Origin of the sequence: Moritella sp. 36, assembly GCF_018219415.1 — a bacterium.
In the GTDB taxonomy this organism is placed as follows: Bacteria; Pseudomonadota; Gammaproteobacteria; order Enterobacterales; family Moritellaceae; genus Moritella.
On record NZ_CP056120.1, the window covers coordinates 1,313,492 to 1,328,607 of the forward strand.

The window sequence follows — 15,116 nt, forward strand, 5'->3', positions numbered from 1 at the left end:
GTGAGAACCGTTAACGATAATCTTCGGCTTACGTTTGGTGTAGCAGTAGTGACAATGTCATTATTGCTTATACTGGTTGTAGGTTATGCACAAGCGCTAAAAAGTCATCGCGAATTATCAACTGACACCATTTTAGCGCAAACTCAAGCGGCTAAATTAGGTATCGAACAGATACTCAACTCGGGTGTACCGTTACCTGAAATCGCAGGGCTAAATCTGGTATTACAGCCGATTGTAAACTCGAATTCATCGGTTACTGGGTTAGCGTTATTCGCTGGGCACGATGAACTGTATAATGCGGGAGAAACCATCCTCGATGATAACTACATTACGATCCCACTCAACAATAAATTCACGCAGGTGGGCAATTTAAAAATTGCATTTAGTCCTGAAAAAGTAGAAGAAGTCGTGACCAATGTTTTTCAACCTATGGTGTGGTTGATTGCATTTTTACTGGTGTTATTTATTGTTTCAGTGCTTCGAAGTCAGCGTCGGAAAGTGTATTTAACGAGTTTTATCGTGGTGTTTTTTAGTATGGCAATCAGTGTAGTGCTGCTTGTTGGTAGCTTATATCATGATGGTTTACGCAATAAGGCCGTATCGTTAGCCGATATCGTGAGTCACCGTTTAGCCCCTGTGTTGGAATATAATATTGACCAGAGCATGGTGACGGGGATTGATAGCATGTTGGATAACTTCCGCAAAGCTAATCCTGAAGTGGCTACTATTGCAGTGTATAAAAATACCGAGTTAGTTGCGGATTCTCAATACAACCAAAGCATTATGCTACCTATGCTGGGGCGTACAGGGTGGTTAGATTATAGTTTAGCGACCTCTAAATTTGCAGAGGTGCACCTTACTTATCAATCAAGCGTGGTACTGGGGCAGTTAACCAAAATATTAAAAAATTTCGCAATCTTATTTTTTGCTTGTGGCTTGGTCTGTTTTGCTTTTATCCGTTTGCTTGGTGGCGACGCAAATCAATCTTCATCAGAACAAGTGCTTGAACGTCTAAAGCCGTTGTTTTTAGGTGCTGTGCTGATGGAGTCTTTAATGGCACCAATCATGCCGCAGTTCTTAACCTCATTGGCGGAATCGTCAGGGCTTGATGCAAGCACTTCTGCTATTTTCTTCACACTCTACTTTTTAGGTTTTGCCTTAACCTTACTACCTGCCGCACGTTTAATTGAAACTTATGATATTCGCACTGTGCTTATATGTGGCGTGCTTTTGTCGACGTTAGGCGGTGGCATCCTTAGTGTCAGTGCTGAAGGTAGTATTGTGAGTGTATTGATTGCGCGTGTTGTGTCGGGTGTAGGCCAAGCCTTCGTATTCATTTCGGTACAAGGTTATATTTTACGCTTGAGTGATAAGAAAAATAAAACCCAAGCCGCAGGTATTATCGTATTTTGTTTTAATGCTGGATTTATTGCCGGCGCTGCGATTGGCGCACTCTTAGCTAACTACTTTGGCGACCGCGCTATCTTCATGATTGCGACCGTAATTGGCTGTGTGATGACGTTATTTAGCTTTGTATTACCGAGCATGAAAGCGTCTACGAAAGCCTCGGGTTCGTTGTTAAATAATATCTCGATGATGATGCGAGATTCTTGGCGATTAATGAAAATCCCCGCGTTTATTCGAACCATGTTATTGGTGGGCATTCCGACTAAAGCGGCGTTAACTGGTATCGTTTTTTTTGCGGTGCCGTTAATGCTTGCTGAGCGTGGTATCAGTAAGGAAAGCATCGGCCAAGTGCTGATGACTTATGCTGCTATGGTGTTGTTGGTGAGCCATAAAGCTGGGCCTTGGGTCGATAAGTTAGGCAGTAGTAAGCTTGCATTGAGTGTTGGTAACCTGATTGCCGGAGTTGCGCTTATTATTCTAGGTGCGGCATTTGAAATGGAAGACAGTTTGATGATTGTTGTTTTTACCACTATTTCAATGATGTGCATGGGGTTATCACACGGTCTTATTAATGCGCCTGTGGTGACGCATGTTGTAGACGCCATGGCCGATAGGCAAGAGGTGGATTCTGTCATCGCTGCGACGTATCGCTTCCTTGAACGACTAGGTCATGTGTCTGGGCCGCTTATTGTCGGGCAATTATTATACCAGCTCGGCGTGGATTATACCCTGATAATACTGGCAATTTTCTTTGTTGTTATAGCTGTGCTGTTTTCTCTATTCGATAGACAAACATCTAAGGTGGTAAACATATGATCCGAGTTTTATTCATCTGGGTAGCATGCTGTTTACCAACATATGCTGCAACGGAATGGCCAACATGGTTAGGCGAAGAACTACAACCTAAAACAGCTAGTCATTGGCGTGCGGAGTCTGCCGCTGAAGGGGTGTCGTTTGTGCCTGCGCGTTCATTGTCTAAAATATTGGTGATCGTCTCACGCAAGGCATCGTCTTATGATGTGGCATTAAAAACGCTATTAAATGTGTACAGTACCCAATTACCTCAAGTGCAGTGGGTCGTTAAACGCTTACCTGTAGATAATACCATGTTAGTGAATTTGCTTCATCATGCAGAGAATGAGGTTGACTTGGTGTATACCTTAGGTTCTAAAGCGACCATGTCTGTGCACAAGGTATATCAAGGTGGTTTATTGCCGGTTGTTTCTGTTAATTCAAAAGATCCGGTGTTATTAGGTCTCACAGATAACTATGCTGGTACGGGGAACAATTTTGCATTCACGTCATTGAATCTACTAACAGATGTGACTCTTCGCATTATGCAACGCTTTAATCCACAGTTAAAGCAAATCGGTATTTTGTATTCACGTAGCAATCAGAGTGCATATCTCACGCAATTTTTACCAATGAAAAAATTTGCTGAAAAAGTGGGATTAACTGTTGTGCCAATTGTGGTTGATGAATCGAAATCGGCGATGAGTTTGAAGTTAGTGATGGACACTGCGATTACGAGGCTTAAACAAACGGATCCAGAACTGAATAATACCTTGCTTTGGTTAACGGGTAGCTCGTCGTTACTCGCGCGTGTGGATGACATTAATCAATTTTCACAGCAGCTTGCGTTGATTTCTGCGGTTCCTGATGTGGTGAATGGAACGAAAGCCAGTGCATTAATGTCGTTTGGCGTTAGCTTTGTGAATAATGCGACGCAAGCGGCGTTGTATGGCATCCAAATTTTAAAAAAAGAGGCCGTTGTAGGAGACCTTCCTGTCGGTGTTATTTCACCACCTGACATTTCAATTAGCTTTAGGCAAGCGGCCCGTATTAACCAAGCAATCCCATTCGAATTAATGGAAATGGCCAGCGATGTGTATGGCATCGAAGGAAAAATGATCCGCTCTAACGGAATGTCTGTGGAGGACGGTCAATGAACGTAATACATAACGTAAGCAGAATAATGCCTTTAACACTGGTGTTAAGTTTGTTTCTCGGAGGGGCATTTATGGCAAAAAGTGAAATCCGTCCGGAACGATTACTGTTAGCGACACAAGTGTGGAGTCCTTATCAATACCAAGAAAACGGTGAAATGAAAGGGCTTGGGATAGTGAAGTTGAAATGTATTTTAAAGGTAATGAAACAGCCTTATCAAATAACGATGACAGACTGGGACCGTTCTCAGATTCTAACGGAAGTAGGGGAACTACATGGCCTTTTCCTCGCGTCTAAGAATGATACTCGCGATAAATATGCAGAGTATTCCGCGCCTTTAATGAACCAAACATGGAGTTGGTTTAGTTTGTCTGACGCGATTGATACCAAGAGTCCCCAGTTTAAAAAAGAAGTACCAGTGACCGCATTATTTGGTTCGAACAAGTGGTTATGGTTACAAAAACAAGGTTACCGAGTCGAGAAAAAACCGCGTCGTGCAACCGTGCTTATTGAATTACTACTGTCAGGCGAAGTAGGTGCAGTATTGGCAAATGATGTGGTGATGGAAAATGCGATTAATCAATTGGGTATTAGCCATCGAGCAATAACCAAAACAATGGTAAATGAGAAACCACTCGGTGTGTATTTCTCGAAGAAGTTTACGGGGAAATATCCGTTATTTATCAATGAATTCAATCAAGCCATTGTGGCATGTGAGGGTCAATAATATGCCGTTATCATTACGAATTATCAGCTCTCCTGATGGAGAACCCATTCCAGAATGGACAATCAATTTCCCCGATGAAGGAGGAAGCATTGGTCGTGCTTATGGTATGACGATGCAATTATCGGATGCCTCTAGAGAAATTTCGGGTACGCATGCGTTAATTAACCGCGGAAGCCGTGGTTATCAAATTATGGATGTGAGCACGAATGGTGTGTTTTTAAATGGCGCGAGTAAACCGTTAGGTTCAAATAATCAATCGACGTTGAACGATGGCGACGTGGTTAATGTGGGAAAATATCGCCTAATGGTGTCTTGTTTCACTCCCGATAAAGCGGTTGTAAAGGCGTCGGAACAAACAGGAACACAAGGTACTGATAAGTCGTCACTACTGAGTGCCTGGGATGACGATCCGTTTGGTGATGCCTTATCGACTGCCCGCGTTAACGCTCATTCAGTTAATGATAAAGCAGATTCTGCACCAGAGTCGTCAGATGATCTTGAAGTACCAGAATGGGTGTTAACTGATCCAAAAGAAGAGTTGGACGGCATATTTGCAGACCCATTTATTGCTAATGAACCTGTAAAAAAACGGGGGCAAGGCATACCTCAAAATACTTGGTCGGATGATGATAGTTTTTCTGATGACCCCTTTGGTGATGAGATGCTTAATACCGCGTCTGTAGTGATTGATGAAGGCCAACAGTTTGCTGATACGAGTTCACGATCTAATTATTCTGCGTTGGAATCACAGCAACTGATGTTGTTACAACTTAAGCAGCATGACCTGATGGTGCAATCAGCAGAAATGGCGTTAGAACGATTATTGTCAGATATTTCACCGACGGAGCTCGAAAGTTTCTTTGATGACTTTGCGCCGCGACGTTTCTGGCAAAAGAAAGCGGACTATTGGACTGTGTACAAACGCTTCTTTACTCGTCAGAAAGAGAACAAAGAATGGCAGATGAAATTTAAAGCGTATTTTAGTGAAAGTTTACGCATTAAGCAGTCAATGGGAGACAAGTAATATGCAACGTGTGCTTGTCTTTTTGATGTGTACTTTATTTTTAAGTGGCTGTAGTAGCTGGATGTTTTGGCGAGACGCACAGGCATTGCAAGTGGTCGTTAATATTGAGGCTGAAAACAACATCAACCCTAATATAAATGGTTTAGCGTCACCCCTTGAGATTCGAATCTATCAGCTGGCTGACAGTGAAGCATTTACGCAGGCGAACTTTATTGATTTGTATCGTGATGATCAAGGTGTGTTAAAGGCGGGATTATTATCTAAACGCCAGCTCGACAGTATCTTACCGAGCGAAACACACAAGGTCGCGCTGCCACAAAACAGCGAAATTAAATATGTCGGTGTGGTAGCGGCTTTTTCTAATTACAGAGAAGCCAAAAGTACCGCAATTTTGAGTGTGCAATCTGGATTTTCGATTGTTGTAAACATCAGTATTGACGGCGTAAACATTACCGTGACAGGTGAAGAGGATTAATAATGGATAAGAAAAAAGTAGTTTGGTCTGAGGGGATGTTTTTAAGCCCGCAACATTTTCAACAACAAGAACGTTATTTTGAAGAGTTTACCAAACAATATTGCAGTCTGATGAATCCAATGCGCCACGGTTTGGCTGAGTTAGAACTTGATTATTCATTAGTTAATATTGGCAAAGTTGGGATCAAGCGTGCAAAAGGTATTTTTCCTGATGGCACTCCTTTTGATATTCGTAATGGATTAGCGCTTGATATTCCTGCTGGTGCCATGGATAAGTTAGTGTATTTAGCGATGCCAATTTATCGATCTGGTGTGATGAATGTAGGTTGTAAAGATGACCCTCACCGCCGTTACCACCGCACTGATTACGACGTGTTTGATACGACCCGAGACAATGCCGATGCGTTGCAATTGGAGTTAGCGGAATTAAACATCGTACTCAAGCTTGAAGGCGAAGAGTTACAGGATTATACCCAGATCCCGATTGCGCATATCACTGAGCATAAGTCAGATGGCGGAATTGAGCTAAACCGTGCGTTTATCCCAATGTCACTTTATTTCACGGTGTCTGAATACTTAAAAGATAACGTGAATGATCTATATGCACAGATGAAATACCGCGCGAGCACCATCTCACAACGCTTACAGGTAGATTCTGCTAACAAAAGCTATCAAGCGTTAATTCGTGATTATTTATGGCTACAGGCTTTAGGTCGTTGGTTACCAAATATTAAGTATTGGCTTGATAATGGGACCACATCACCGCAAGAAATTTACCAAGAATGTATGTCAATGGCAGGTGAAATGCAGGGCTTAGACACCAAGATGCCAAAAGAATATGACAGCTGGAACAATGGCCGTTTGTATAGCCTCTTCTCGATCTTGTTTTCTGATATTCGCGTGCTATTACGTGAAGTTCAACTCGATAGTGTGACTACGTTAGTTTGGGATAAGAGCTTGTTTGATAAGCGTCGTTTATTACGTACGTTAGTGCAGGACTCAAGCCTTTATAATGCCGGGCGATTTATTTTGGTAGTATCGTCACCGTTAGGTGCAGTGCAGTTAAGTAAACAATTCCCACTCGCGGTTAAGCTAGCAGGTAACAGCATGGTTGCTGATCTCGTGCGTAATGCGTTATCTGGTGTGCCAGTACGCGCGTTACCTATTGCGCCATCGGAATTAAAATCACGTACTGATGTGGCCTATTTCGAGCTAGATACGCAATCTGATTTGTGGCAGCAGCTCGTGAAGAAAGACGAACCGATAGCATTACATGTCGATAATCGCATTGGCGATGTTGATATTGAATTGTACGTAATTCGGTAGGGGGGCGCTATGACATCATTATTTAATGAACAACCGACGATTTCAATTCGTCGCAGTAACAGCCCGCGTAAAGCAGTGAAAACGAGTGGTGAGGTACAGCTTGATTTAAGAGGCTCTGAAAAGTTAATCGCTCAATTAGCGAATTATAACAATCCAATCTTAAAAGAATGCAGTGAATTATTGGGTATTTTGGCAAGTGTCGAAAGACAAACCTCACCTTTAGATATTAATGCCTTTCGTCAACAATTGCTGGATGGTATCGCAGACTTTAAACGCAAAGGGCTGTTTTTAGATTATCACCCTAGTGTGATTGAAAAGGTTTGCTTTATATTATGCGCGGCGTTTGATGAATTGATCTTGTATACCTCGTGGGGCGAAGTGGCTCGTTGGGAAAATCATTCATTACTCAGTAAGGTCTTTAGCCAGCGTAATGGTGGTGAGGTTTTCTTCCAACTGCTTGAACAAGCAAGCCGTCAACCTGCAAAGCTGGTGGACTTCTTAGAGCTTCAATATGTGTTGATCATGCTCGGTTTTTTAGGCAAGTATCGTCATGATAATCGCCAGAAAATGAATGAGTTACAGTCTGAACTTTACAGTATGATCCGACACTACCGTAGCGAATCTATACTGGAACCGCCAACGCCGATTTCGATGCCGGAAACAACCTCGCCTTGGCGATTTATCAGTGCGGTTAAATTATCTTGGATTAGCGTATTATTAATCATCAGTACGTATTGTTTTTCAGAATTTTGGTATGACCAGCGTAGTCAATCAACCTTAATCGCATTTAGCTCGTTGGATATGGCAGGTTTTACCAATAGCACGAATAACGATGATTTGATTTACACGAGTACGCCTGAAGACTTAGGCATTGAAGTGCAAGAAGCTGTGAGCGTGAAACCAGCTGCGCTTATTGATACGATCTCATGGAATATCGTCGTTGCGAATTTTGCGACGAAAGCCAGCGCTGTGCGGTTAGAAAAAGACATACAAGCTATTGGGTATAAAGTTGTATTAAACGAAGTGCCTACCGGTGTGGAATTATTTATTCCGAACAATCGCGATTTAGCAAAGGCGAAACTTTTAAAAAATGAAATTAATGCTCGCTTTGGATTAAATGCAGTTATACGCCGTAGTAATAAGGTAGATGATAAATAATGAAAAAAATAACATTAAAAATAGCGTGTTTACTTATTGCGCTAGCGTTATTGATTTGTACTGGACTTAGCTGGATATACCTCCCAACCTTAGATGAAGGGGATAAATTATTAAGGCTGGTGGTTACTATTTCTGGTGGGTCTTTGATTACGATAGCTCTCGTGATTGCGGTTTGGCAACACCTGCGTGAAGAAAAGTCGGCTGTCCACGAGCAAGTTATTTTATTTAAACAAGATGTGAAAGTCATTAATTCACTGTTTAAGTCAGCAGTTATAAAGTTGAAAGGGCATAAGGGTAGTAAGCTTAGTAGTTTGTATGAGCTGCCTTGGTATGTTTTGATTGGAGGTGAAGATGATGCAAAAAGTAGCTTACTACACCAAAATAACCTAGAACCGGTTAACTATCGCGATCGTGATAAAAGTGAAACGTCACAATATATGCGGTTTTGGAGTAATGAAAACATGGTGGTTATTGAAGTCGACCACCGATTATTCGATCGAGACGGTATTGATGACGCGTTGTGGCGTGTGTTTGCTCAGCAATTAATGAAATACCGACCTCGTCAAGCAATCAATGGCGTGTTAGTCGCGATTAGCTGTGAGCGATTATTAACGGGGGATAAAAAAGAACGTTTATCTCTTAGCTCAAATTTACAAGATGCTATTTTAACACTCGGCGAACATTGTGGGTTAGCGCTGCCTGTTTATACATTATTCACAAAGTCAGATACGATTGCTGATTTTGTTGAGTTTTTCTCGAGTAACTCGGGATGCGATATCGATCGACCTTTGGGGATTACGTTTCCAAACACGGATGACCATCGATTTGAAGTCAGCATGTTTGAGCTGGAATGTCAGAAATTACTCGATGTGTTAGCTCAGCAGCAATTCCAATCATTACGAGAAACACGTCAAGAGGATGCGCATTCTGTAGTTGCACTCCCTTATCAGTTACGTCTTTTCTTTGAGCAGGCTACCGAGTTCTTAGAGGGTATAAGCCGGGAAAACCGGGTTCGAGATGTTGTGTGGTTAAGAGGCATGTATTTATGTTCGACACAGCAAGGTGGTAACTGTCACGATTTACTGACACAACTTGTTGCTAGCAGCAGTGCGTTTAATGCCAATACGACAAGAGAACAACTATCAGGCCGTAAGCAATTGTTCTCAATGAATATATTGCAGCAGAGTGTATTGCCTGAATCGAGTATTGTTGGTGTTAACCAGCTGCGTCATTATAGTTACCTTGCATCGCGAATATCGATGATGTTAGGTTTTATCGGGATGATTGTTGTACTTGGCTTACTGTTGCGCGATAACTGGAATAAAGATGAAGATTATCGAAACCATGCGGTTACTCAATTAGCATTGTACCAGCAAGACATGGAACGATTACGTAATACTAATGTTGGTTTTGAAGACATTATTCCAGTACTAAATGAATTGCGTCTGGTGGTTGAAGAAGGGCGTAAACCTACACCTTTATATCAACGTATCAGTGTTAACCAGCCTAAAACGACGGAACAAATCTACTTGAGCTATGAAGCTCAACTACAGATGTTCTTGCTGCCTAAGCTGGTTGAAGTATTAAGCAGTGAACTGTATGTATATGTTAATTTGGGCAATTCTAGCAAGATATTTGAAGTGCTGCGTTATTATCAAATGCTGTTTGATAAGCAACGTTTAGACATGACTGAATTATTAGCTTATTTGGTTGAAACGCTAAATGAACAAGGTGATATTTCGCTGGATAATATAGAAACGTTAACCATGTTAATGGAAGATTTATTCAGTAGTGATTATGAGACGGTGCTTGTTCCTAGTGATGATTTGATTTCGGTGGCAACGCAAAATTTAGAAGGTTTATCACCAGAACGCCTGATTTACACCCGTATAAAATCACTTCCTGAATACCGTAATCGCGTTGATACGCGTCGTCAATTAGGGGATAAGTTTGATGTGCTATTTCAATTTAAAACCGGATTTAATGGTTATTTATTGCCTGAGTTATTTACTCGTCAGGGACAAGCAAATATCGATCTGAGTGCGAAATCAAGGTTACTTAAAAAGCAGCTAAATGAATTTAAAAGTATCCAAGGTGATATGTCGGGTGCGTCTATTTCTGAGCTTGTAGATCTGAGTAAGAAGGTACAGCGTCTGTATTATGCGGATTACATATATCAGTGGAAAGAACTTATTAACCACATTGAAGTGAAGCCATTTAATACGATCGATGATCTTGCTTATGCGGTTAAAACTGCGCGTTCACCCGCCAGTAGCCCGATTATTGATGTGCTTGATGCATTAATTGTTAATACAACCCTGGCTAAAAATGCTGAGGGTGCACCTAACGCAAAGGCTGTCGGTAAATTAGGTTTGAAAAAAACGGCATCGGTATTGAAAAAAGTTGAAAAAGTTAATCGCTTTGGGGGTGATAAGTTATTACGTTTACAGCCTTCGTATGTTGTTAATGAGGCGTTTAGCCCTTATTCAATATTCATGGCGAGCAAAGGTAAAACAACACCCGTAGATGAATTGATGGCTGAATTAGATCAATTGAATACGTATTTTGATACTGCGTTATCAAGTGGCGATCCAAGTCGTGCGTTATATCAGTATGCACAAGATCATGCGTCAGGCAGCCAAGATATATTGGTTAATTTCCGTCGCCAATCAAGTCGCTCGCCGAACCAGGTGGCAAGCTGGATTAAATCCTTGTACGCGCAGTCATGGAAGAGTGTGATCAACGGCAGTGCAGAACATGTTAATCAGCAATGGAAAGAGCAAGTACATGGGTTTTATCGTCAAGCGGTTGAAGGGCGTTTCCCATTCTTGTTAACAGGGCGCGGCGAAGTTGCCATTGATGATTTTGCATTGATGTTCAAGCCTGAAGGACGTATAGATAAGTTCGTCAGTGAAGTGCTTCATCCCTTTACGTATTGGGATAATGGCACTTTAAAATTGGCTGAATTTGATGGTGAAAAGCTGCCAATTAATGCGAAAAGCTTACAGCAACTTAAACAGGCAAAAACGATTCGAGAGTTGTTCTTCGGTGCATCAGGGCAAGAGCTAGCGATGACGTTGAAATTAAAAGCGAGTTCGATGAGTACCTCTGTGACGCAATTTAATATCATGGAAACAGAAAACATATTCTCGTATCGCCATGGCCCTCGATTATGGCAAAGCATTGCATGGCCATCAATCGGTGAAGATGATTACATGTCGGTGAACTTCTTTAGTGGTGATAACCGTGTCGCGAGTAAGTCATATTCAGGGCAATGGGCACTGTTCAGAGCCTTGTTTGATGGGCGTACCAGTGCAACGGGTGATCGACGCATTAAGAAATTAACCTATAAGCTTAATAATGAGAATATCGTCTTACAATATAGTCTGAGAGGTAGTAACCAAATATTTGATAAGTCTTTGTTTACCCGCTTTGGTTTACCTGCGCGTTTATAAATGATGACGGACGCGATAAACGGTCGACTTGCTTCTCGTTTTACAGTGATCAAATTACTGTCATCGACGACATGGTTGGTTCGAGATCGCGAATCTGCTTCAGCATCAGAGTATATGGTGCTGAAGCGAGCAGATCCCATTGCAATGAAACGAGAGTTGCTCTGTTTAGCTGACTGCCATTCGTATTACATTCGTCCTGTAAGGGAGTATTTTAAGTCGGAAAATTTATTATTGATGCCATTCATTGAAGGGGAGTCATTACTCTCTTTTAGTGTGCATCAAACAAGTGAATTTCTGCTACTTGTACCACAGATAGTGCGTGCGATTATGGCGATGCATGCGCAAGGTTGGGTGCATGGCGATATTAAGCCATCAAATGTTATTTATAATGTGAATAAAGGTGAAATATCGTTAATTGATTGTGGCTCTGCATTACAGTCTGGTACGACATTGTCGAATTTGTCATCATGGCAAGTGACCCCTGGTTTTTGTTCCGCAGATCGTTATGAACAGTCGCACATCGTGGTGCCTCAGGATGATTGGTATGCTTTTTATCAGTGGTTATTGCAGTTGTATAATTCGGATTTAACCTTGCCAGAACAGCTGTTATTAACACGCTGGCTTAATTGGCTTATCAAAATGAAAGATAAGCCGAATGCGGATTAACAGTTAAGAGCAAGTAAAAAATTATTCTATTCTTCATTGCTATTTTAAAATTATCCACCAATTAACACTGTTGGCATCCCCATGATAATGGTCCCTCCATGGGCGGTGGTATCCCCCATTCTTGCAGCAGGCTTACTGTTGATTAAAACGGTTGCACTGCCTTTTACTACACTGTCTGGTGGGCCAACACACATACATATTTGTCCTACGGTCGCCGCGGGTAAATTACCGATTAATACGGTTGTAGGCAGAGGTAGCAGCGGCCCGCCAACATGTGGGATCGGGACTAATGCGGGAGTTTGCATAGGGCATACATGCATGTCGGTCGCGCGTGCTGCTGGTAACATATTATTCTCCTAATTGACCATTGCCACCTTGGGCAATATGCAATCCAAGTTTAAAATAGTGTTCATATCGTTCTGTGGCATGTTCGCCATCGGGCAGGGCTGCGATTAAGTTAACTGCGCCTGCTACAGCTTGTGAATATAAGTACTCAGGCGGCTGAACAATGGGCTCGCTCGGAGCTGTCATGCTACCACCACTCCAGAATGCAGCCTGAGCAACCCAACCAGCACCGGTTTGTAAGTCTGCCTTTTTTGCCATCTCTTCGGCAAATCGACGTGCTGTTTCATCGGGTTCATGAACCCATGCCTTGGCAGAACGAATTGCATTGGCTTCGTTTTCATTCCAGTCGCTACGTTGACTTGCGCAGCAACATGCCCACCAGATTGCTTCTCGGACGGGTAATGCATGCGCAAGGAATAAGGCGGTATCGGCAAAAAGTTCAGCTGCAATGGCCATATCTATGACTGCAGCGGGTGTGAGATGTTGCGCTGCGAGCGCGGTTATTTCATCACTTGCTTCATACAAAGATAAAATGTCTTGTGCATGCTGGTGTGGGATCTTTAAATAATGCATTAGTTTACCTTTGTGATCGCGCCCTGTATTTGAACCATGGCACCTGCTTTAACTTGTGTCATTGCACTGCCATTAATGCCGACAAGTGCCCCTTTAATATCTGTTTTTGCTTTGCTTTCGACAGTGATGATAGTAGCTTTGAGGGTCGCACTACCTTGTCCTTCGATTGCGATCTGTGGGCCCGTTATTTTTATACCGCTTGGACTTATTTCGATACTGCTGCCCCCAACGGATAACTTTATTTTTGTTTTACCTTTTAGTTCAATTGTCTGACCATCAATCTTGATCGCAGAAGTTGCACTAATGTTGGCATTTTTACCTGCATCTAAACTGATGTTCGCATCTGACGCTATATTAGTATCTTTTACAGATTTAGTTGATAAGGCATCTTTACTTTCCAGGTTTGTCGCTTCTTTACTACTGATATTTATTGTTTTTTCGACGGTTAATAACGACGTGCCAGTGACGGTCTTTTTGTTATTTTGCTTTACATTGATTGTCAGATCTTTTTCGGCTTGTAAAAAGATTTCTTCTTTGTCTTTTTTGTCTTCGAATCTGAGTTCATTCGCAGTACTGGCATTACCTTTCGGCGTGCTTCTGGTTTTGATCCCTGATTGTGTTGCTGTACTGTAGGGCGGTTTGTTCTTCCCTGTGTAGATAGAACCACAAACAACAGGGCGGTCAGGATCGCCATCAATAAAGTTAATTAATACTTCGTCACCAACACGAGGAATAAATTGCACGCCAAATCCGTTACTGGCTGTGGCTTGCGAAACGGGTACCCAACACGAGCTTTTTTCGTCTTTTTTACCTTGTAGGTCCCAATGAAAGTGGATTTTAATTCGTCCTTGTTTGTCTTGATTGGTTTCTTCTCCACTTGGCCCAGTGACTTCTGCACTTTGTACACTGTGGATTTGTGGTTTTGGCAAGAAGGGTGGACGCCATAAAATGGATGCAGGCATACATTGAAATGTATTAGTGTATTCGGTTTTATGACCACTTTCTGTTGCTGAGAAGTGATGTTGTGCTTGTGTTACCACGTATTCTTGATTGTGCTCACTGTCACTGTGGTCAGTTAGTGTAAAACGCAATCCAGCCCCTAATGCTGGGATGGATGATTGTGCCGTAATATTTATTTTTTGTGTATCGATGCTTTCCATTTGGCGCTTAGCTGAATCTCTGATGGTATTTTTATCGCTATGCCCCTGACCAAAAAAGTATTGTGTTAAGGCATTATTTTTAACGCTATTGGTCGTTGTCCTATTACCACTCGACAGGCATTCGGCGAGTTCGGCATTGTGATCGCCAAGTGATAATTTGCTTACGCCAAGAATACTACGTACGTGCCAATGTATGATGGCGTGTGTTTTATCTTTTGCACCTGTAATAAACGGAATTTTGCTGTTATCTAGATTTGCAAAGTCTTGATTGTTATCTCCGATGATAATACACGGCTGATTCCCGTTATGATCACTGTGATAATGCCAGCCTTCACTTGCCATCATTCGTCTTAAGAAATCGTAATCGTTTTCGTTAAATTGGATACAATAGGTGTGCTTACTGCCAGCACTACGCATTGATAGTTTGAAATAGCTTTTTAAACCGGAGTCGGACAAGACTTTTTCAATGATTTGTTTGCTGGTCATGTCTTGGAAAGTACGACTCGATACGCGATAGTTAAATACGGACAATGGATCTATCGCTTCGATACGGTAGGTGTAAAGTGCTTTTGCAGGATCAAAACTGAGACTTTCTATCGATGAGACTAATGCATGAAAACGGCGCGCTTCTTTTCTGTTTCCTTCGAGACCCGGTGAGTAGCTGAGATCAATCGCTTTGCCTAATAAGGATTCTGATATCTTGTCTTTGGATATTAATACTGCGGCATAATCGGAACGTGAAAATATCTGTTCTGTAACGGTTAAGTCGGTGACAATATAAGGGCCTTTACCGTCTAACTTAGCCAGTGTTGGCCTGTGTTTTTGAGTATATGCTGAAGCTGTCATAATGGACC

General features: G+C 42.0%; 12 protein-coding genes. 9 read left to right on the top strand and 3 right to left on the bottom strand.

Annotated elements, in window-relative coordinates:
- The 9 genes from HWV03_RS06010 to HWV03_RS06050 all read left to right on the top strand — a co-directional run bounded on the left by HWV03_RS06010 (position 1) and on the right by HWV03_RS06050 (position 12,184).
- Positions 1-2,223 carry an MFS transporter gene (locus HWV03_RS06010; RefSeq protein ID WP_255547092.1) on the top strand — a complete coding sequence of 741 codons (2,223 nt, stop codon included), beginning with the start codon at positions 1-3 and terminating at the stop codon, positions 2,221-2,223.
- On the top strand, positions 2,220-3,356 hold the full coding sequence (locus HWV03_RS06015) for an ABC transporter substrate binding protein (RefSeq protein ID WP_211678926.1): 1,137 nt from the start codon (positions 2,220-2,222) through the stop codon (positions 3,354-3,356). Before HWV03_RS06010 ends, HWV03_RS06015 begins: the two co-directional genes overlap by 4 nt.
- Before the next feature lie 71 nt (positions 3,357-3,427).
- Positions 3,428-4,081, top strand: a complete 654-nt coding sequence (locus HWV03_RS06020) for a substrate-binding periplasmic protein (RefSeq protein ID WP_255547093.1) — start codon at positions 3,428-3,430, stop codon at positions 4,079-4,081.
- 1 nt (position 4,082) lies between these two features.
- Complete coding sequence (locus tag HWV03_RS06025) at positions 4,083-5,105, top strand: type VI secretion system-associated FHA domain protein (protein ID WP_211678927.1); 1,023 nt, start codon at positions 4,083-4,085, stop codon at positions 5,103-5,105.
- A 1-nt stretch (position 5,106) separates the two neighbouring features.
- On the top strand, positions 5,107-5,580 hold the full coding sequence (gene tssJ, locus HWV03_RS06030) for a type VI secretion system lipoprotein TssJ (protein WP_211674534.1): 474 nt from the start codon (positions 5,107-5,109) through the stop codon (positions 5,578-5,580).
- A 2-nt stretch (positions 5,581-5,582) separates the two neighbouring features.
- Entirely contained in the window at positions 5,583-6,905 is a 1,323-nt protein-coding gene (gene tssK / locus HWV03_RS06035; protein WP_211678928.1) for a type VI secretion system baseplate subunit TssK, read from the top strand.
- Between the two features lie 9 nt (positions 6,906-6,914).
- Complete coding sequence (icmH, locus tag HWV03_RS06040; protein ID WP_211678929.1) at positions 6,915-8,063, top strand: type IVB secretion system protein IcmH/DotU; 1,149 nt, start codon at positions 6,915-6,917, stop codon at positions 8,061-8,063.
- A complete protein-coding gene (gene tssM / locus HWV03_RS06045; RefSeq protein WP_211678930.1) occupies positions 8,063-11,518 on the top strand; it encodes a type VI secretion system membrane subunit TssM in 3,456 nt (1,151 codons plus the stop codon). The genes icmH and tssM overlap by 1 nt, the downstream gene beginning before the upstream one ends.
- On the top strand, positions 11,519-12,184 hold the full coding sequence (locus HWV03_RS06050; protein ID WP_211678931.1) for a protein kinase domain-containing protein: 666 nt from the start codon (positions 11,519-11,521) through the stop codon (positions 12,182-12,184).
- Positions 12,185-12,234: 50 nt separating this feature from the next.
- Here HWV03_RS06050 and HWV03_RS06055 read toward each other — a convergent pair whose 3' ends face one another.
- From HWV03_RS06055 to HWV03_RS06065, 3 genes are read right to left on the bottom strand one after another with little or no spacing between them, the layout of a single operon-like run.
- Entirely contained in the window at positions 12,235-12,531 is a 297-nt protein-coding gene (locus HWV03_RS06055; RefSeq protein ID WP_006030359.1) for a PAAR domain-containing protein, read from the bottom strand.
- A gap of 1 nt (position 12,532) precedes the next feature.
- Entirely contained in the window at positions 12,533-13,102 is a 570-nt protein-coding gene (locus HWV03_RS06060; RefSeq protein ID WP_211674539.1) for a DUF6931 family protein, read from the bottom strand.
- Positions 13,102-15,108: a type VI secretion system Vgr family protein gene (locus HWV03_RS06065; RefSeq protein ID WP_211678932.1), complete on the bottom strand. Its 2,007-nt coding sequence runs from the start codon at positions 15,106-15,108 to the stop codon at positions 13,102-13,104. Before HWV03_RS06065 ends, HWV03_RS06060 begins: the two co-directional genes overlap by 1 nt.
- Positions 15,109-15,116 lie beyond the last annotated feature (8 nt).